Genomic DNA, 19,133 nt, shown 5'->3' with positions numbered 1-19,133 from the left:
AGTATTTCGTTTAGTTTAAGGATAATCAGAGGTGTATTGTGAAAAAACAGACAAATAGTAATAAATTCCTGCTGTTTTACGATGGCTGTTGTCCTTTGTGCGTTGCTGAAATGAGCAAATTAGCTAAAGTTGATCACAATAAAAAAATCGAATTTATAAACACTCAAAACTCATCTCAAATGGAGTTATACCCCCAAGTTGATGTTGCGCAGGCCAATAGAATCCTCCACGCTATTGATCAAAGTGGAAGGCTACTACTAGGTTTAGACGTAACTTATAAAGCGTGGGAAATCGTCGGCAAGGGTTGGTTATTCAAACCTTTAACTTGGCGATGGTTGCGATTTTTTGCTGATCCTATATATCTTTGGTTTGCTAAAAATCGCTATTCCATCTCTGCGTTTTTAACTGGAAATGCTCGATGCGAGTCTTGCCAAATCGGCCGACCTGGAGAAAAATAAGTATGTCAAAGGCTCACTCGTGTTATTTAATATTTGGCGCATCCAGCGCAATTGCGAACGCTGTAATCCAAAAGCTGATCGAACAACCAAACAACGACGTTTATGCATTTAGTCGCAAGGCCATCGACGTTTCATCAAGTCAAGTTCATTCAATTACGGTTGAGGACTACTCAGCGATAAATCTTAAAGCAGCTCTGAAACCATTAGAAATTAGCAAGAAAAATATTGTCGGTGTTTATATTTTTAACGGCATACTCCACTCAGATAAATTCAGGCCTGAAAAAGCGCTCAGCCAATTTAACCCTGACACTTTTTCCGCTGTTATTGCAGCAAATACAATCACACCAATATCAATTATTCAGGCAGTTTTAAGTCTTTGCGAAAAATCTCAACAATTTAAAATAGCAGCGTTATCAGCACGTATTGGCAGCATATCTGACAATGGACTCGGCGGATGGCATAGCTATCGCGCCAGCAAAGCAGCATTAAATATGTTATTGCAAAACATTACCATCGAATGTGCCAGAAGTTACAAAGGTATAAAGTTAATTAGCTATCACCCTGGTACAACGGATAGTCCGTTATCAAAGCCCTTTCAAGCTAATGTGCCCAGCGAACAGCTGTTCTCCGCCGAAAAATCGGCTGACTTTTTTATAAATGTGGTTGAAAAACAACCCTATGATAATCAATTAAGCTATGTTGATTGGCAAGGCAACATAATTAACTGGTAATGACATAAAAACGCCAATTTACCGTCACAATATTAGACGGAATTAGCTGTAAAAAGGATTCAAGATGAAAATAGCAATTATAGGCGCAGGTCTAACCGGGGCCGTTGTCGCAGATAAGTTATCAAGGCTAGGACATAATGTTACTGTGATTGAAAAATCACGTGGTCGCGGCGGCCGTATGAATACCAAACGCCTGTCTTGGGCAAACTGTGACATGGGCGCACAATATTTTACCGCCAGAGATCCTCACTTTGTAGCTGAAATAGAACAATGGCAAACTCATGGCCTTGTGGAACCCTGGTCGTTCTCACCGTCATTGTTAAGAGCAAAAGTTCTTGCTGCATCCCCTGACGCCGAGCTTAGATATGTCGCCACGCCAGAGATGAATTCAATTGCTAAGCACCTTTTAAAAGATAAAAAATTAGAACTCAATACAAAAATAAACCATATTACAAACGACGACGGTAAGTGGTTGTTGTGGCGAGATAACATGGAGTTAGTGGGTATCTATGACTGGTTGATTTCTACTATTCCAGCCGAACAAGCTTTTGAACTTTTTGCCGATATTCCTTCAATCCAAAATCAAATTCCACGCGGTGCCCACGAGCCTTGTTGGGCCGTCACACTAGCAACCCAAGGTGAGGTGAGTGACGTATTGCAAGGGGTGTTTAGTCGAGAAAAGGTATCTTGGTTAGCAAGGCAAAACCACAAACCACAACGACAAATAGAAAACCGATTAACTTCTGAAGTTAAGTCAGGTGCAAAACCTCAACAAAAAATAGACGATCTTTGGAATATTCACTTTGATGCCGCATTTACCAAACAACACATTGGTGTCGATTCCAAAAACATACAAAACATTGCTCTTGATTGGCTTAATGAGCTAATAATTAATAACAATCTTGGTGATGGTGTTCGCCTGGTTGACGGTTACGCTCATTTTTGGCGATACGCTCGCCCTGCAGAAAGTTATTTAGCAGAGTATGAGAAAAACAAGCCGACAATGATATTTAACGCCAAGCAGCAATACGCAATAATTGGAGATTGGGCAAAAGGTGGGCGCGTAGAAGGTGCGTATCTGAGTGCCATTGAGTGTGTTGATGCTTTTAAGCTGAACCACTGAACATAACTTTACTGCATCGGGGGCATAGTTGGCACAGAACCGCTGAACATAACTTTACTGCATCGGCCGCTCAAGTTCTTCCCTGAAGCGCTTAGCCAAGGCATCCATGCCTTGGAGACCTCTTGCGTAAAGTTATGTTCATCTGTTCTTTGGCGAAGTGAGTCGTTGCGGTATAGAAAGTTTGTTCGAACTTGAGGCGACAGGTTCGATGTAACAAATCCAGCGAAGCGATATACTCAAGGATTTCCAACAGCGGTGCTGGCATTTGATTATCAGCGACGGCGTCGCGATTCACGGATGAATCGCCAAGGCTACATGGACGTATTTATGCCGTCCTCGCTGCATAACAAATCCAGCGAAGCGACATACGTAAAGATTTCAAGAGCGGTGCTGGCATTTAATTATCAGCGATGGCGTCGCAATTCAAGGATGAATCGCCGAGGCTTCTCTTCATAAATTGCAGATACAAAAAAGCCCAGTCAATGACTGGGCTTCGTTGTTTGGCGGAAAGCGAGGGATTCGAACCCCCGGAAGGTTTAACCCTTCGCCTGATTTCAAGTCAGGTGCATTCGACCGAACTCTGCCAGCTTTCCTAAGTCGAACTCATTAAGTTTTAAATAACAAAACTCAATGTTTGTATAAGTGGCGGAGAGGGAGGGATTCGAACCCCCGGAAGGTTTAACCCTTCGCCTGATTTCAAGTCAGGTGCATTCGACCGAACTCTGCCACCTCTCCACTTGATGAAGCGCATATTAGAGACCTTGATTCGCCTTGTAAAGTCTAAACGTTAAAAAAAACCAGTTTTTTAGTTTGTATGGCTATTTTTAAAACAAAGTGGGGCTTTTTTAATTCGAAATTTCAAAAAACATTAAAATTTAGAGTAAACCTTCAATATTAAATTGAACCTTTGTAAACTTTATTTATCAAATAAGCATAATGCGAAGTAACCAAGAATAATATTAGTTAACTTCATTTGTGGTGATAATTAGCACAAAGCCCTAACACAATACATTTGGGTGTTTATAAAAAGGTTGATTTAATCGCGTTTAATTTAATCAAAATGCGTATTAATGTCGTATAAATATCTTGAAACTAAATTGTTTACCTATATATATTGACCAGGAATACAATTTAATGAAAACTATCGAAAGTTTTTAAACAACGTTTTATTTTATGAAACAACAGGAGTTCAAAATGGACAGCAGAATGGCGTATCAAGGTACTCAAACCTCTGTATTAGCGCAGAACAAGGTACTAAGAAACACTTATTCATTATTAGCTATGACTTTAGCGTTTGCCGCTATGGTTGCTGGCGGTGCAATGGCATTAAACTTACCTCACCCGGGGTTAATTGTGACGTTGGTTGGTTTTTATGGCTTACTATTCTTTGTCCATAAAGCAGCTAACTCATCAATGGGTTTAGTTGCAGTGTTTGCATTCACAGGTTTCCTTGGTTACACACTAGGGCCTATTTTAAACATGGTAATTGGCGCAGGTGGCGGTGAAATCGTAATGATGGCACTTGGTGGCACAGCGTTAACGTTCTTTGGTGTTTCTGCCTATGCATTAACAACTAAGCGTGACATGTCATTCTTAGGTGGAATGATGGTAGCAGGCTTCTGGGTATTGATTGTTGCGGTTGTAGCAAACATCTTCTTACAGTTACCGGCTTTATCATTGGCAATTAGTGCAATGTTTATCTTGTTCTCGTCTGGTGCGATCCTTATGCAAACACAAGCGATTGTTAAAGGTGGCGAAACAAACTACATCCTTGCAACTGTGACTCTGTTTGTATCTATCTACAACATTTTCATCAGCTTAATAAATATCTTAATGGCATTCGGCGGCAACGACGACTAATAGCCAAACTTAAGGAAAGCGCTACTTAATGTGGCGCTTTTTTTTGTCTTAAATTTGTCGTTGACGACAATATTAAACACCGATATTGACAGTGCGGCCTTGGTGATTGATGTTGTGATTGATTCTTTGTTTTTAGTTTTTAGTTTTTGTTTTTTGTTTTTTGTTTTTTGTTTTTTGTTTTTTGTTTTTTGTTTTTTGTTTTTTAACTATTTTCTGATGGTTACATGGGTTATCTACAAAATTTGCTTTAAACTATAACTATCGGAATCAAAAAATGAGAAATTCATGCGTTATTTATTAATGTTGCAAGGCAAAGCATGGTCAGAGCAATCTGTATTATCCGCTTGCCAATTTTGTGAGGCAGCCATTGCGCAGGGTCATATTATCGATGCCATTTTTTTGTATCAAGATGGGATAACCAACGCCCTTCCATACCTAGACATTAGCTCAGATGAACTTAATGGTCAGCAAGCATTATCTGATCTTCACATTACTTATGGTGTACCACTTTGGTTGTGCGTAACGGCTGCAGTAAAACGAGGAGTAAATGAAGATAATGTGATGCCAGGCTTTAAGATAGCTGGCCTTGCTGAGTTTGCTGAACGTTGCACCCTTGCCGATAAAGTTATCCAATTTAAGTAGAGCGATTATGAATACCAAATCAGTTTTAGTCATTCACACTACACCTACCTTTAATGACTTACAGGGTAAAGAGGCGCTCGATTTGAGCTTGATACTTGGCTCATATGAGCAAGATGTTGCCGTCGTTTTTTTTAAGCAGGGTGTATTTCAAACACTAGCTCATCAAGATGCAGAATCCATATCACAGAAGGATTACATAAGTACGATTAAAGCGTTGGATATATACGATATTGACAAGGTGTATGCGCATAGTGACAGCTTGAGTGAATTTGGCTTGAGCAACAATGAACGATTAGCGAATATTGAGACTATTGAGCATAGCGACTTTATAAAACTAAAAAGCAACGCTGACCATATTTTTGTAATTTAATTAGGAGTCTAATATGCCCTTTTCATCACATAGTTATAGCCTCCACATGATTTTCAGTCCAAACGGCTGGCTACAGGCTCAATCTATGGTTGCCCCAGATGACCGTGTTTTGTTTTTACAAGATTCCGTTTATTTGCTACAAAGCGAGCTTAACAGCCCCTCTCCTCTGCTATATGCTCGAGCCTTAGACATCAATGCTAGACGCATAAACTTATCGGCACAAGCTGACAAGGGTGTTGATATTGAGGCTATTGAAGATGAGCTTTGGGTTCAGCTCACTGAACATGCTAAAAATATAATATCTTGGTAATAAGAATTAAGAATTAAGAATTAAGAATTAAGAATTAAGAATAATGATTGAATTTAACGGTACGCAGTACGCAACAGATAAACACGAATATTTAGCGAATATTGACGACTGGAGTGTGCCACTTGCTGAGCATATTGCTGAGCTAGAAAATATAACAATGACCGAAAATCATTGGGAAGTCGTTAATTTTGTTCGTGACTTTTATAAAGAATACAAAACATCACCTGCAATTCGAATGTTAGTGAAAGCAATGGCAAAACAGCTTGGAGCAGACAAAGGCAACAGCATTTATTTATACAAGCTATTTCCAAAAGGCCCAGCAAAACAAGCGACTCGTATCGCAGGTTTGCCAAAACCCGCGAAGTGTATATAACAGGCACAAAAAAGCCCGCTCAGGTATGCAAAATATCACCTGTCGGGCTTAACATTTTACTTAGTTAACTACTTTGACTACGGTAGCTGGATTACCTCTTACGACAGACATCGCCGGTATATCTTTTGTAACTACGCTATTTGCCGATACAATCAATCCTTCCCCTATTGTAACCCCAGGAAGTACAACTACATTGACTCCAAGCCAAACATTATCTTTGATACAAACAGGTCTGCTTCCACCTTTAGTATTAATTCTATTTTCAACATCGTCAAAGGAAGTTGCATGCCCGTTCCCATCAAATATTTGGCAGTTCGCTGCAATTAAACAATTTTCACCTATTTCAATTGACTCAAACGCGTGAATTGCTGAGCCATGTATTCGGGTGTTTTTTCCAATACTTATAACAGCGCCAGGCTTATCTGCAAATAGTTTTACCGGGGCAAACATATTTAAGTGGTACCCCTTGTTCCTTGAATTTAAAACTACGCCATCTTCTAGAATAAGACTGGTTCCTGAACGTAAATCAATTATTGGAACTCCAGAAACTCTAATTGAGCCAGCAATAATCACTTTAGAGCTTAACTTCATAAATAAAATTAATAGCTTAGACCTTAAAAAGTCAAAAACTTTTAACGGGTCGTGCAAAATAAGCTCTACGATTCTCTTCATTGCATCTTCCATATAATCATAAATTAACCGCTAGCAATCTACGTTTTACGAAAGTAAATGTAAACAAACAAATTAGCTTTAAGGGTACTTTTTAAACCAGGCTAAGATATTTTCAATTTTCGCCACCATTCTTGATGGACGACTTGCAATACCGTGCGGTGAGCCTGGAACGCGGACCATTATCGTATCAACTTTACGAAGCTTTAATGCTTGATAAAACTGCTCGGTTTCGGACATTGGCGTACGGCGATCGTTCTCACCGGTAATTAACATAGTTGGCGTAGTCACATTGCCCACTAGCGACAGCGGCGAACGCTCCCAGTAGTGTTCAAAGTTATCCCACGGCATACCTGGAAATTGAAATGGTATCTGACCCAAATAACTATCAGCGGTCAATACTTTTGATATCCAGTTTATCACTGGCTTTGCAACTACAGCGGCTTTAAATCTATCTGTTAAACCAATTGCATAAGCAGAGGCAATACCACCAGCTGAACCACCAGTAATATAAAGCTTGTCTGAATCAATAAAACCTTTGTTAATCATCGCGTCAACGCCCGACATATGGTCGGCAAAGTCCCATTTACTTGAGTACTTATTTTGTAACAACAACGCAAAGCGCTCACCATAACCAGTTGAACCACGATGGTTGTCATAAAAAACAACATAACCTTCTGCGGCAAAACGTTGCATCTCAGCCGAGAAATGAGGACCGTACGCTAAGTGAGGGCCACCGTGAATCTCAAGAATTAATGGGTACTTCTTAGCTGGATCAAAGTTTGGTGGCAACAAATACCAACCTTGAATTTCTTCGCCATCAATAGACGAGTTGTATACTACTTCCTTTACTTCCGCTAAGTTTTTGTGCCCAAGTAAATCTTCATTCAATTGTGTTATCTGAAAGTCTTTCCCTTTTCTTCTTACAAAAATATCTGCCGGTCGTTGAGCGCTGCCTTTTGTGTAAGCTATAACATCGTTATCAACATCATAATTAGCAAATGCATAAGGGCGGCCAATTGTGGTTCCGCCTAACCCTTCAACAATTTTCATATGACGGCTTTCTAATGTCGAAAAACCAACCGTAATAAGCCCTCGTTCGGTCATTTGATAATATAAGCCTGAGTTGTTTTCACTCCACTTTATGCCACTTACGGAGTTATCAATATCAGCAGTCACCGCACTTACTTTTTTACTCGATAAGTCCATCACTTCTAATATTCTATTTCGATACGCAAGTGGTTTATTATCAATTGAAACAAACGCTAATTTTTTCCCGTCTGGCGATACCACTGGCGAGTATTCACCACCTGGTCTATCAGTAACTTGAATGAGCTCGCCGGCCTGTTCGCCATTAACTACAACAGAGTAAATATCTGATTCACGTGTCTGATATTCCCAGTCTGCATTACGATAAGCTGAAAAATATATTCGACTGCCATCTTGAGCCCAAGATAAGTTGCCACCGTGATTAAAATTACCACTAGTAAGTTGTCGAGGCGTTCCCCCGTCGGCTGGTATAACAAAAATATGACTGAATTTTGGATCTAAAATACCCGCGCCATCAGCTTGATATCGAGCTTTTGTTACATAGGTAACTGATTCCGACCATTTTGCGCCCTTAGGACGTTTTGGCATTTTTACCGATAAAGGTTTTGTAGTGTCATCAACTGACATAGTAAACGCAATTTGCTGGCCATTAGGTGACCACGAAACATTACTGATACCCGATTGCACATTAGTTACTAGCGCGGTTTGCCCAGTATCCATCCAACGAACATAAAGCTGTGTTCGACCCTCTTCGTTCGATAAATAGGCAACTCTATCGCCATTTGGCGACCATGACGCTCCCATATAAGCCTTTTTCCCTGACAACAATGGACGATGTAATGAGCCGTCTGTTCTAGATATCCAAAGATTAGAACGAGTCCCGTCGGTCATAACATCATGACTACGTCTGGTATAAATAACCCATTTTCCATCAGGAGAGACTTGCGGAGCACTGGCATATTCAAGTTCAAATATATCTTCAGCTTCAAACTTTTTACTCGTTGCTGCCTCTTCTGTTTGAGACGTAATGGCTGTCGAATTGTTACCTTCCAACGCATAACTGTACCCAGTAAGGTGAGTACTAAGTAAAAGTAGCGCGATAGAAACGTGTGTTCGTTTCATATTAGTTCCTTTCATTGTCATTTCTTGAAATTATTTCTAACTTCAGTGTAATCGCATTTATGGCTTAAAAACAAACAGGTAAGGAGTTTTATCGGCCATAAAACAAAAAAGCGCGACAGAGTTAACTGCCACGCTTTCACATTTTTTTGCTAGTCGTGTTAACGAGTCATTTTTACTGAGTCGTAGTTAACAAATAGCTTTGTAGATTAAAAAGGCCAAGCTTTATTTTTCTACCTTTGCCCAATCACCTGCCGCAAAAATGTTTAACTCTTGCTGAGCAATATACTTAGCAAAGGCCGCGTTTACTTGCTCAACAGTTACCGTTGGTAGTTTTGCTTGGTATTCAGAGAACCATTTCATATCACGGCCCATTTGCTTGTTGCCGTTTAACATGCGAGCAATATATGCTTCACTTGACCATGTAACTCGAAGTGACTTGAGTGCACCGTTAATAGCGTCAGTCACCTCTTTATCAGAGAAACCTTCGTCTAATACTTTTTGCACTTCTTCTTTATAAGCTTCAACTACTTTTTTCATGTTCTCAGGAGCCGCAATTGCAGACATGATGAACATCCCCTTCTCTTCATCAAACTCCATTTGTAACCAAGAGCCCGTACCGTAGCTGTAACCTTCTTTAACACGGATACGCTGCATTAGACGAGAAGCAAAACCACTGCCACCAAAGATTTGGTTTGCAATGTAAGTCGCATAGTAATCATCTTCTTGTGGGTTTAGGTCAACTACATGCGCAATATATAACTGAGCATTTGCTTTGTCTGGCGTTTCAATCCAGTTTTCTTGACCCGTTACCGCGTTGATTTCATCTTCAAGTTTCGCATACTTTGCCTTACCAGCTAATTCGCTTAAGCGCATTTCTAATTGAGTAGAAATAATCTTAGGCTCTACATCACCAACAACGGCTACGTAGCCATTACTTACGTTGAAGTGTGTTGAATGCAGCTTTTTAAGACGCTCAGATGATACCGCTTTTAAACCAGCAATTTGCTCATCAATCGTTTGAAACGCTGATGGGTGACCAGCTTCATGACCGTTAAAAGTTTTACTTAGCACTGAAGCCGCAACTGCTTGAGGCTCACTACGGTTCATCTCAAGACCTGTGATCATTGCTTTACGATCAATTTCAACTTCAGACTGTTTAAACGTTGGGTTAACTAATAGCTCCTGAATAAAGTCTAACGTTTTATCTAAGTTTTCTTTTACTGCTTTAACTGAAACGTTGATTTCACCTAAAGTACGCGTAGAAATATTAATGCTCGCTTTTAATTCATCTAACTTAGAAGCAATTTGCTCTTTGCTGTACTTTTCAGTACCGCTCATGATCAAACCACCTAACATCTTAAAGTCAGCCTCATAACCTTTTAATGATTTCTCAGAACCAACAGGGAAAGTCATTGCAATATTCACTTCGCCAGCGCGTAGCTTCTTCGGATAAATACTGACCTGTGTGCCGGTTGCCCAAGTAAACTCCTGTAAACGAGCCAAGACATTTTCAACGTTATTGTCATAAACTTCGCCATTAGCAACAGCTTTACGGCCTTTATAGTCTGCTAATAGTTCTGAAATATCTTTTGCCTCAGAAATTTCCGCACGCACAGGCTCTTTGGTTGGGATAAAGCGCCCTAGCGTACGGTTACTTTCTACAAAGTATTGCTCTGCAACTCGCTGAACGTCAGCAGCTGTTACTTTTTCTACTAAGTCACGGAAATAGAAGATATAACGATAGTCACCCATCGCGATGTATTCTGATAATTCCATACCTACCGACGTCACGTTACGCAACGCTTCTTCTGTTTCTTTTAAAATAGCAGCTTTGGCAACCGCTACTTCCGACTCTGAAATTGTATTATCTTTAATACCTTCAACCATCGCTACTAATGCTTTTTCCATCTCGGTTGTATCTTTACCTTTTGAGCCTTGAGCTAATACGGTAAAAGTTGATGGATCTTTTAGTAGATAAGAGTAGGCGTAGGCACCTGTCGCTAAACCAGGCTCGACCATTTTCTTCTGCATACGGCCACGAGCGTTATCAGATAATATCTGCGCTAACACTTGTACCGCTGGCGTATCTTCATGAAGCGCTGATGGAACATGATATACAGCCGCAATCATTGGCACGTCACCTGTACGACGTAGATTAACCTCACGCTCGCCGTCTTGAGTCGGTTCAACGGTATATAGCTTTTCTATTGGCGTTTCAGGTTGCTGTAACTTGCCAAAAGTCTTTTCAATCATTTCGATTGTTTTTTCTTTATCAAAACGACCTGCTACTGTTAATACGGCGTTGTCTGGACGGTAATGACGCTTATAAAAGTCACGTAAAACTTGGAAAGGAAAGTTTTCAACGTCTGAACGTGCGCCAATCGTAGAGTTTGCATAGTTGTGCCATAAAAAGGCAGTAGATGCTAATCGCGAAGACAACATACGGAATGGGTTATTTTCACCACGCTCCATTTCATTACGAACCACGGTCATTTCAGACTCAAGTTGCTCTTTAGTAAAGGTCGCATTAACCATACGGTCTGCTTCCATTCCTAAAGCCCACTCTAAGTTAGCTTCATCATATTCAAATAATTCAAAATAGTTAGTACGATCTAGCCAGGTTGTCGCATTTACGCGCATACCGCGCTTATTAAATTCGGTGTCGATTGCTTTGTAGCTTGTAGAGCCTTTAAATAACATGTGCTCTAAAAGGTGGGCCATACCAGTCTCACCATACTTTTCGTGGACTGAACCTACTTTATAGGTGATGTTAACCAGAGTTTTTGGCTGCGCTTCGTCTGGGTACATCAGTACTTTCATACCATTTGACAAGGTATATTCATTGATACCTTCTACATTTCGAACGAATTCCATTTTAGCGTTAGTCGCAACAACTTCTGGCGCGACACTTTGCTGAGTCGCTGAACACCCTGCTAGGGCAAAAAAGACGGCAGATGCCAGAACCGTTTTTGTAAACTTTGACTTGTTATTGCTGTTAAAAATCTTCATTCAATGAAGCTCCCTGAATTTATAATAATATGTCGACGTTCTATTACGCGTTTTATACCAAATATGGCTATTAAAACTAACTTTTAACTTGTAACACTTTGTTAACAATTTAGGACCATATAAGTGTTTAGACGTCTAGGCGTAAAAAAGTAATATGCAAAACCGAAAAACTTAGCTAAAATTACCGCAAAATTTACGTAATTAAAGAGATAGGTTAAATGGCACAACATTTATTCACATCGGAATCAGTATCTGAAGGTCATCCAGATAAAATCGCAGATCAGATTTCTGACGCAGTATTAGACGCAATTTTAGAGCAAGACCCAAAGGCACGTGTTGCGTGTGAGACATACGTTAAGACAGGTATGGTTATGGTTGGTGGTGAAATTACCACTTCAGCTTGGGTTGATATTGAAGAGTTAACTCGTAGTACAGTTCGTGAAATTGGTTACACTCATTCAGATATGGGCTTTGACGCAGACTCTTGTGCAATTTTAAATACAATCGGTAAACAGTCTCCAGACATCAACCAAGGTGTTGATCGTAAAGACCCTAGCGAACAAGGTGCTGGCGACCAAGGTTTAATGTTTGGTTATGCATGTAACGAAACTGAAGTATTAATGCCTGCTCCAATTGAGTACTCGCACCGTTTAGTAAAACGTCAAGCACAAGTACGTAAAGACGGCACACTTCCTTGGTTACGTCCTGATGCAAAATCTCAGGTAACTTTTATCTATGAAAATGGCAAACCAGTTGGCATCGATGCAGTAGTACTTTCTACTCAACACTGTGACACTATTAGTCAAAAAGACTTAGTTGAAGCTGTAATGGAAACGATTGTTAAGCCTACTCTGCCTGCAGAATGGTTATCAGCGAAAACTAAATACTTCATCAACCCGACAGGCCGCTTTGTAATTGGTGGACCAATGGGTGACTGTGGTTTAACAGGCCGTAAGATTATTGTTGATACATACGGCGGCATGGCTCGTCACGGTGGCGGTGCGTTCTCTGGTAAAGATCCTTCAAAAGTTGACCGTTCAGGCGCATACGCAGCACGTTACGTTGCTAAAAACTTAGTAGCGGCTGGCCTTGCTGATAAAGCTGAACTTCAAGTTTCTTATGCGATTGGTGTTGCAGAGCCAACGTCTATCAGCGTTGAAACATTTGGCACAGGCAAGCTTGAAGAAGACAAACTAATCGAATTAGTACGTCGTCACTTCGACCTACGTCCATACGGCCTAACTCAAATGTTAGACCTAGAGCGCCCTATTTATAAAGGCACAGCTGCATACGGTCACTTTGGTCGCGAAGAGTTCCCATGGGAACGTACTGACAAAGTAGAAGCATTGCGCGCTGACGCTGGCTTATAAGCAATAAGTTTTTGCAGCAATTGAGTTGAGACAAGCGCTGCTTTAAAAAAAGGACCTTCGGGTCCTTTTTTTATGCCTGCTTCATCGGCCGCTCAAGTTCTTCCCTGAAGCGCTTAACCAAGGCATCCATTTGTTTGGGTTTATAGAACCGCTGAACATAACTTTACTTCATCGGCCGCTCAAGTTCTTCCCTGAAGCGCTTAGCCAAGGCATCCATTCGTTTGGGGGCATCGAACCGCTGAACATAACTTTACTCCATCGGCCGCTCAAGTTCTTCCCTGAAGCGCTTAGCCAAGGCATCCATGCCTTGGAGACCTCTTGCGTAAAGTTATGTTCATCTGTTCTTTGGCGAAGTGAGTCGTTGCGGTATAGAAAATTTGTTCGAACTTAAGGCAGCAGGCTCGCTGCATAACAAATCCAGCGAAGCGATATACGTAAAGATTTCCAACAGCGGCGCTGGCATTTGATTATCAGCGATGGCGTCGCGATTCAAGGATGAATCGCCGAGGCTACATGGATGTATTTATGCCGTCCTCGTTGCATAACAAATCCAGCGAAGCGATATACGTAAAGATTTCCAAGAGCGGTGCTGGCATTTCATTATCAGCGACGGTGAAACAAAAAAGGACCCGAAGGTCCTTTTAATAGTGTCGCCTCTAGGCGATGTTCAAGTTAGTCTGGTTTAAGACTTAAAACTTGAATCGTCGAGTTTAGGTATTAAAGCTTAATGACATTGTCAGAGCTGTCTCGGTCAATCAACTTAACGAATGGATCAACACCAGCATACTTAGGTTTTAAATCAACGATAAGTTTGAAGATGTTTTCACCCTCAATAACCAAATGTTTCTTTTCGTACAAAACAGTAACTTCAGCATTCAAATCTTCTGGATCTTCACTAAATAGCACAATATCAACGTACTCTTTAAGCTCAGCCGGTGTTTCAGCACCCTTGCCATCAGCATTATAACGCTTACCATCAACTTTAAAGGTTACTTCATACTTACCGTTATCTAACTCAACAATGTCTGCTGTTTTAGCTTGTAAATCATAAAGTGTAATTTCCTCAAACAAGTCTTTGATAAACGACTGCTCTTCGCTATTACTTACGCCGTTTAAACTAGCAACCAGATCCAAAGTCGTTGGATAAGGATCGCTCTTAAATTTAAACTTCTGCAATAAGTTTCTTAGCGCCTGATTTAAACGCTCTTCACCTAGCCTATCTTTAATCGCCATCATTACCACTGAACCTTTTTGGTAATGAATATACCCTTGGTTTTCAGCTCGCATTAGTGGCATTTCCTCAATTGATTCTTGAGTTCGGCCACGTAGGTAACGGTCTAGTTCATATTTCAAAAACTTACGTAACTTATTATCACCATACTTATTCGCCATCACCATAATCGCACTGTATTGTGACAACGACTCAGACAGAATTGCACTACCCTGTACGTCTGCACTGCCAACCTGATGCGCCCACCATTGGTGCGCCAGTTCGTGCGCCGTTACATAATAAACAGGGTCAATATTGTCAGGATCACGTAGGTCTGTAGTAAAACCAATGTTTTCCGAATAAGGCACTGTATTAGCAAAACTTTGAGCAAAGCCTCTGTAACCAGGGAACTCAATGATGCGCATTTGTTTATGCTGGTATGGACCAAATGCTTCAGTGAAGTAGTCAATTGAATCTTTAGTGGACTCAATCATTACATCCACATTCATAAAGTGTTTAGGGTGGTAATAAACCTCAATGTTAATACCTTTGTGAACTTCTTTTTTGACATCTAATCGAGCCGACAAAATGGAATAGAAGTTAATCATCGGCGAGTCCATTTTATAATGGAAATAACGCTTATCACCTTCAACCCACTCTTTCTGCAAGTAACCAGGAGCTATAGCCACTTGGTCTAGCTCAGTAGAAATTGTCGTTTCAAAGTCTATGAAGTCGTTTCCTTTACCAAAGAAGCTTTGATTATAAAACTCTTCATCCTCTAACTTGTTCGCTCTTTTCGGCGCAGGCAAATCGCGTTTTCTGCGCTCATGTCTGTCGGATAAATAACCTTGTGTGTTTACACCAAAAATTGGGAATAACTCAAAGTTATTAATGAAGGTGCCGTTTTTAACTAGCTGTACATCAAAGCCTTTATCTTTAAAGCCTTTAACGGTTCGAGTTACGGTAATTTCACCTTCCAAAGTCTCGCCAGGTTGTAAAGGTTCATCAAATACGAACCAAGCTGAGCCTAAACGTGAATCAACCTCCTGCATCGAGCCATTAGGAAGCTGTACGTTCCAAGCCTCTGCGAAACGAGGTGCATTCACTAAGAAACGAGATATTGGCGTGTCGAACTTGTTTTTAACCGTTATTTCAGCGGTAGCAACAATCGTTCTTTCACTTGGCGTAATATCAACTTTTGCATTAACACGAGTAATAACAGGAATCGGATCGTTTACATACTGATCAAACTGCTTTTCATAATCAGTGCGGATTTCCATCATCTCATCACTAGAGTAATACTCGTTAACAACCGCTGTGTTGTAGTAAATGTAACTACCAGAAAGTACAAACACCAAAGCCGCAGAAGCAATTGTAATTTTTCCTCCGGTTTGCATTTGATAACCCATTTGCTTAAAACGATGTTTTAATGCAACTTGAGGGCCTCGCTGCCAAAGGGCATAGCTAATTGTACTTAAAATGACACACATAGCGCCCCAATAAATGAGATACCAAGCCTGTGTTTCTAAGTACCAGCCGTAACCATTTAAGTCCGAATACTGCATAATTGGATGTGAAGCAAAATTCAATAAATTATGCTCTAGCCCTAATTGGTAAAAGCTTAAGCTTGCTAAAAAATAGCCAAGGAATAAAAGCATACCAACAAACTTGTTTGGGCTTAATACTTGAAGGAAAAACGCTAAAACCACCATCATCAACATGCCTGGTGCCTGGAAAAAGAACAGACTGATAAAATACTGGCCTAGTTCAATATCATTCACACCAGCAATCAACTGATAAGTAATAGTGACACACATACCTATAACAAATAGTGATAAAAGCGTTAGCCAAACAGCAATCAGTTTAGACAACCAAAATGTCATATTAAAAACAGGCATGCTATCGACAATATCGCCCATTCCAGAACTGCGTTCACGCCACACTACTTCACCACTATAATAAGTGATGATGACAATCATCATTAAGCTAAAGCTACCAGATATCTTTGTAACCATAGACTTAGTAAGTGCCCATTCTGAAGTACCGTAAAAATCACCATGACCAAAAAACGATGAAACAATGGTAAAACCAGAGAATATCAACAAGATATAGAACGGCGGGCTAAACATAATTTGTTTGATTTCAAATAAAGTTCTTGTTTTGAATTTTGCCCAAGTACCTGACGCTGCACTTTTATATTTTATATTTGCGTTAACTGGTGCAACTTCTTCTTTTTTAGCTTTTTTCTTCTTAGGATTTGCTTTTGGCGCTAATGTTAACGGTGAAGCAATTTTTCCAAATAGCGCAATAATAGCAACACTAATACCGATCCAAATTAGACGGTTATATAACAATACGCCCTCTAAATAGATTACTTGGCTGTCTCGCTCAACCGGCGTCCAGTAACGAGTAATATCGGCAAAGGTTCTAATACCAAACGGATCGGTTAACGCTCCGATATAACGATATTCGGGTTCACTAATGAAGTTGCCGCTAACGATGTACAAGATAAACATTGCCACTGCAGCCAAGTAAACCGACATCATCGATTTAAACTTTTGCGCTACCGAATAAAATATAGCCGAGAAAACAAATAACGTAGGTACAGAAAAATAGAAGTACGTTGTTAAATAGAAAGTAAGATCTGTAGGACCTAGTCGCTCTGAATCAAGCCAAGGCATCCAAGAGCCTATTAAAATGCCTAATGGCACCATGGCAAACACAACTAGTATCACTAGGTATGTACCAAAGAAACGACCCAATTGATATGTTAACGGGTTCATCGGTTTGGTATAAAGTAACTCGGCCATGTGAGACGAGTCATTTTTAGTCGCGGTAGTGGCCATAAAATTAACCACTAAAAACATGGAGAAAATCCCTAAGATCAACATGGTTTGTGCAACTGCGTAAGAGCCATTAAACGTGGTATTCTGACCACCTATTATGACCGAATCGCTCACCATCGCTAAAAATGGCAATAGGAAAAACGTTAAACAGGTTACATAAAACGACGGTTGACGAACGTAATATCGCCACTCAAATTTAAGCATATTTAAAAACATACGACGCCCCTAAGCTGCAGTGCTGTTAGATGGAGCTGATTGACGAGAATTATAAAGTGTCGAGAAATAGACATCTTCTAAATTCGCTGGCGCCGCTTCAAAACCTTCAGGTTGAGTATCGGCATATACGTGCACAATCGTTTTACCGGCAAACAGTCGCTGTGAAATCACTGGCAGATTAGCTTCAATCTCAGCAAACTCTTGCTGTGAAACTGTTTTTCTCCAGATCTTTTGGCCTAGTTGGTTAGTTAACTCTATCGGATTTCCTTCCAACAGAATTTGACCTGCGCCTAATACGGCCATGTTTGGACACAATTCAGTCACATCATCAACAATATGCGTAGAAAGGATAATGGCTTTTTCTTCACCTAAACTGACTAGCAAGTTGTGAAAACGATTGCGTTCCTCTGGGTCTAGTCCAGCCGTTGGCTCATCAACAATTAATAAATCTGGGTCGCCTAATAAGGCTTGAGCAATACCAAAACGTTGACGCATACCGCCTGAAAATCCGCTTACTGCATTGTCTTTATGTTGAAATAAGTTGGTATGAGCCAATAAGCCCTCTACCGCCTCTTTACGTTCAGCTTTATTTTCAAGACCTTTCAAAATAGCTAAATGATCCAACAGGTCATATGCGCTAACACGAGGATAAACACCAAAATCTTGTGGCAAATAACCTAAGCGCTTACGCAGCTCATTTGGGTTGTTTAGTACATCGATACCATCAAAAGTTATGCTACCTGAGTCTGGCATTTGCAATGTAGAGATGGTTCTCATTAAAGATGATTTACCGGCACCGTTTGGTCCAAGTAATCCGTACATACCTTTAGGTACCGTCAAGTTGACGTTGTTTAGTGCTTTCACACCATTGTTATAAGTTTTTGAAAGATTTGAAATTGATAACATTTGAATTCCGTTTAGTTATTTTGCCTTTTCCTAGAATGGCATAATGTGACGAATAAAAAAACAGCCCGGATTAACTATTAGTCTCTAATTTGTAACAAGATTTTGGGATTCCAAACCGCTGAACGTAACTTTACTGCATCGGTCGCTCAAGTTCTTCCCTGAAGCGCTTAACCAAGGCATCCATTCGTTTGGGGGGCATAGAACAGCTGAACATAACTTTACTCCATCGGGGCATAGTTGGCACAGAACCGCTGAACGTAACTTTACTGCATCGGCCGCTCAAGTTCTTCCCTGAAGCGCTTAACCAAGGCATCCATGCCTTGGAGACCTCTTGCGTAAAGTTATGTTCATCTGTTCTTTGGCGAAGTTAGTCGTTGCGGTAGTTATGTTCATCTGTTCTTTGGCGAAGTTAGTCGTTGCGGTAGTTATGTTCATCTGCTCTTTGGAGAAGTGAGTAGTTGCGGTAGTTATGTTCATCTGTTCTTTGGCGAAGTGAGTCGTTGCGGTAGTTATGTTCATCTGTTCTTTGGCGAAGTGAGTCGTTGCAGTAGTTATGTTCATCTGTTCTTTGGCGAAGTGAGTCGTTGCGGTATAGAAAATTTGTTCGAACTTAAGGCAGCAGGCTCGCTGCATAACAAATCCAGCGAAGCGATATACGCAATGATTTCCAAAAGCGGCGCTGGCATTTGATTATCAGCGATGGCGTCGCGATTCAACGATGAATCGCCGAGGCTACATGGATGTATTTATGCCGACCTCGCTGCATAACCAATCCAGCGAAGCGATTTACCTAGAAATTTCCAACAACGGCGCTGGCATTTGATTATCAGCGACGGCGTCGCGATTCAAGGATGAATCGCCGAGGCTA

Annotated in this window: 15 protein-coding genes and 2 tRNA genes; 10 read left to right on the top strand and 7 right to left on the bottom strand. The window is 40.6% G+C overall.

Features of this window, described 5'->3' with window-relative positions; genetic code table 11:
- Positions 1-38 precede the first annotated feature (38 nt).
- The 3 genes from ACZ1GV_RS04545 to ACZ1GV_RS04535 all read left to right on the top strand — a co-directional run bounded on the left by ACZ1GV_RS04545 (position 39) and on the right by ACZ1GV_RS04535 (position 2,312).
- A complete protein-coding gene (locus ACZ1GV_RS04545) occupies positions 39-458 on the top strand; it encodes a thiol-disulfide oxidoreductase DCC family protein (RefSeq protein ID WP_472675429.1) in 420 nt (139 codons plus the stop codon).
- 2 nt (positions 459-460) lie between these two features.
- Positions 461-1,189: an SDR family NAD(P)-dependent oxidoreductase gene (locus ACZ1GV_RS04540; RefSeq protein WP_472675428.1), complete on the top strand. Its 729-nt coding sequence runs from the start codon at positions 461-463 to the stop codon at positions 1,187-1,189.
- 64 nt (positions 1,190-1,253) lie between these two features.
- A complete protein-coding gene (locus ACZ1GV_RS04535) occupies positions 1,254-2,312 on the top strand; it encodes an NAD(P)/FAD-dependent oxidoreductase (RefSeq protein WP_472675427.1) in 1,059 nt (352 codons plus the stop codon).
- Positions 2,313-2,813: 501 nt separating this feature from the next.
- Here ACZ1GV_RS04535 and ACZ1GV_RS04530 read toward each other — a convergent pair.
- Together ACZ1GV_RS04530 and ACZ1GV_RS04525 are read right to left on the bottom strand one after the other, a co-directional pair.
- Positions 2,814-2,905, bottom strand: a tRNA-Ser gene (locus ACZ1GV_RS04530).
- A 50-nt stretch (positions 2,906-2,955) separates the two neighbouring features.
- Positions 2,956-3,047: transfer RNA gene (locus tag ACZ1GV_RS04525), tRNA-Ser, on the bottom strand.
- Positions 3,048-3,506: 459 nt separating this feature from the next.
- Between ACZ1GV_RS04525 and ACZ1GV_RS04520 the strand changes: the two genes are divergently transcribed.
- From ACZ1GV_RS04520 to ACZ1GV_RS04500, 5 genes are all read left to right on the top strand, one after another.
- Positions 3,507-4,172 (top strand): Bax inhibitor-1/YccA family protein, encoded by a 666-nt coding sequence (locus tag ACZ1GV_RS04520; protein ID WP_472675426.1) that lies wholly within the window; start codon positions 3,507-3,509, stop codon positions 4,170-4,172.
- 285 nt (positions 4,173-4,457) lie between these two features.
- Complete coding sequence (gene tusD, locus ACZ1GV_RS04515) at positions 4,458-4,814, top strand: sulfurtransferase complex subunit TusD (RefSeq protein ID WP_472675425.1); 357 nt, start codon at positions 4,458-4,460, stop codon at positions 4,812-4,814.
- A 7-nt stretch (positions 4,815-4,821) separates the two neighbouring features.
- Positions 4,822-5,184 (top strand): sulfurtransferase complex subunit TusC, encoded by a 363-nt coding sequence (gene tusC / locus ACZ1GV_RS04510; protein ID WP_472675424.1) that lies wholly within the window; start codon positions 4,822-4,824, stop codon positions 5,182-5,184.
- A gap of 13 nt (positions 5,185-5,197) precedes the next feature.
- The gene (locus ACZ1GV_RS04505) at positions 5,198-5,494 is read left to right on the top strand and encodes a DsrH/TusB family sulfur metabolism protein (protein WP_472675423.1); all 297 of its coding nucleotides are present in this window, start codon (positions 5,198-5,200) and stop codon (positions 5,492-5,494) included.
- A 43-nt stretch (positions 5,495-5,537) separates the two neighbouring features.
- The gene (locus tag ACZ1GV_RS04500; protein WP_472675422.1) at positions 5,538-5,867 is read left to right on the top strand and encodes a TusE/DsrC/DsvC family sulfur relay protein; all 330 of its coding nucleotides are present in this window, start codon (positions 5,538-5,540) and stop codon (positions 5,865-5,867) included.
- A gap of 60 nt (positions 5,868-5,927) precedes the next feature.
- Here the strand turns inward: ACZ1GV_RS04500 and ACZ1GV_RS04495 are convergent, their stop codons facing one another.
- The 3 genes from ACZ1GV_RS04495 to ACZ1GV_RS04485 all read right to left on the bottom strand — a co-directional run bounded on the left by ACZ1GV_RS04495 (position 5,928) and on the right by ACZ1GV_RS04485 (position 11,717).
- A complete protein-coding gene (locus tag ACZ1GV_RS04495) occupies positions 5,928-6,539 on the bottom strand; it encodes an acyltransferase (protein WP_472675421.1) in 612 nt (203 codons plus the stop codon).
- A gap of 78 nt (positions 6,540-6,617) precedes the next feature.
- On the bottom strand, positions 6,618-8,708 hold the full coding sequence (locus ACZ1GV_RS04490) for a S9 family peptidase (protein ID WP_472675420.1): 2,091 nt from the start codon (positions 8,706-8,708) through the stop codon (positions 6,618-6,620).
- Between the two features lie 222 nt (positions 8,709-8,930).
- Positions 8,931-11,717: a M16 family metallopeptidase gene (locus ACZ1GV_RS04485; protein WP_472675419.1), complete on the bottom strand. Its 2,787-nt coding sequence runs from the start codon at positions 11,715-11,717 to the stop codon at positions 8,931-8,933.
- A 218-nt stretch (positions 11,718-11,935) separates the two neighbouring features.
- Here ACZ1GV_RS04485 and metK point away from each other — a divergent pair, with 218 nt between their 5' ends.
- Positions 11,936-13,087 carry a methionine adenosyltransferase gene (gene metK, locus ACZ1GV_RS04480; RefSeq protein ID WP_472675418.1) on the top strand — a complete coding sequence of 384 codons (1,152 nt, stop codon included), beginning with the start codon at positions 11,936-11,938 and terminating at the stop codon, positions 13,085-13,087.
- Between the two features lie 717 nt (positions 13,088-13,804).
- Here the strand turns inward: metK and ACZ1GV_RS04475 are convergent.
- Both ACZ1GV_RS04475 and ACZ1GV_RS04470 read right to left on the bottom strand, forming a co-directional pair.
- Entirely contained in the window at positions 13,805-17,359 is a 3,555-nt protein-coding gene (locus tag ACZ1GV_RS04475; protein WP_472675417.1) for an ABC transporter permease/M1 family aminopeptidase, read from the bottom strand.
- Positions 17,360-17,368: 9 nt separating this feature from the next.
- On the bottom strand, positions 17,369-18,265 hold the full coding sequence (locus tag ACZ1GV_RS04470; RefSeq protein WP_210559796.1) for an ABC transporter ATP-binding protein: 897 nt from the start codon (positions 18,263-18,265) through the stop codon (positions 17,369-17,371).
- A gap of 450 nt (positions 18,266-18,715) precedes the next feature.
- On the opposite strand from ACZ1GV_RS04470, the gene ACZ1GV_RS04465 reads away from it, so the two are divergent.
- Positions 18,716-18,955, top strand: a complete 240-nt coding sequence (locus ACZ1GV_RS04465; RefSeq protein ID WP_472675416.1) for a hypothetical protein — start codon at positions 18,716-18,718, stop codon at positions 18,953-18,955.
- The last annotated feature ends 178 nt before the right edge of the window (positions 18,956-19,133 follow it).

Source organism: Psychrosphaera sp. HA2-10 (genome assembly GCF_055693745.1).
This window is presented reverse-complemented; position numbering and strand designations above follow the sequence as displayed.

What these genes read in the sequence shown, in the direction of transcription:
- ACZ1GV_RS04540 (WP_472675428.1), top strand. Translation starts at nt 461, where the DNA reads ATGTCAAAGGCTCACTCGTGTTATTTAATATTTGGCGCATCCAGCGCA.
- ACZ1GV_RS04535 (WP_472675427.1), top strand. Translation starts at nt 1,254, where the DNA reads ATGAAAATAGCAATTATAGGCGCAGGTCTAACCGGGGCCGTTGTCGCA.
- ACZ1GV_RS04520 (WP_472675426.1), top strand. Translation starts at nt 3,507, where the DNA reads ATGGACAGCAGAATGGCGTATCAAGGTACTCAAACCTCTGTATTAGCG.
- tusD (WP_472675425.1), top strand. Translation starts at nt 4,458, where the DNA reads ATGCGTTATTTATTAATGTTGCAAGGCAAAGCATGGTCAGAGCAATCT.
- tusC (WP_472675424.1), top strand. Translation starts at nt 4,822, where the DNA reads ATGAATACCAAATCAGTTTTAGTCATTCACACTACACCTACCTTTAAT.
- ACZ1GV_RS04505 (WP_472675423.1), top strand. Translation starts at nt 5,198, where the DNA reads ATGCCCTTTTCATCACATAGTTATAGCCTCCACATGATTTTCAGTCCA.
- ACZ1GV_RS04500 (WP_472675422.1), top strand. Translation starts at nt 5,538, where the DNA reads ATGATTGAATTTAACGGTACGCAGTACGCAACAGATAAACACGAATAT.
- ACZ1GV_RS04495 (WP_472675421.1), bottom strand. Translation starts at nt 6,539, where the DNA reads ATGAAGAGAATCGTAGAGCTTATTTTGCACGACCCGTTAAAAGTTTTT.
- ACZ1GV_RS04490 (WP_472675420.1), bottom strand. Translation starts at nt 8,708, where the DNA reads ATGAAACGAACACACGTTTCTATCGCGCTACTTTTACTTAGTACTCAC.
- ACZ1GV_RS04485 (WP_472675419.1), bottom strand. Translation starts at nt 11,717, where the DNA reads ATGAAGATTTTTAACAGCAATAACAAGTCAAAGTTTACAAAAACGGTT.
- metK (WP_472675418.1), top strand. Translation starts at nt 11,936, where the DNA reads ATGGCACAACATTTATTCACATCGGAATCAGTATCTGAAGGTCATCCA.
- ACZ1GV_RS04475 (WP_472675417.1), bottom strand. Translation starts at nt 17,359, where the DNA reads ATGTTTTTAAATATGCTTAAATTTGAGTGGCGATATTACGTTCGTCAA.
- ACZ1GV_RS04470 (WP_210559796.1), bottom strand. Translation starts at nt 18,265, where the DNA reads ATGTTATCAATTTCAAATCTTTCAAAAACTTATAACAATGGTGTGAAA.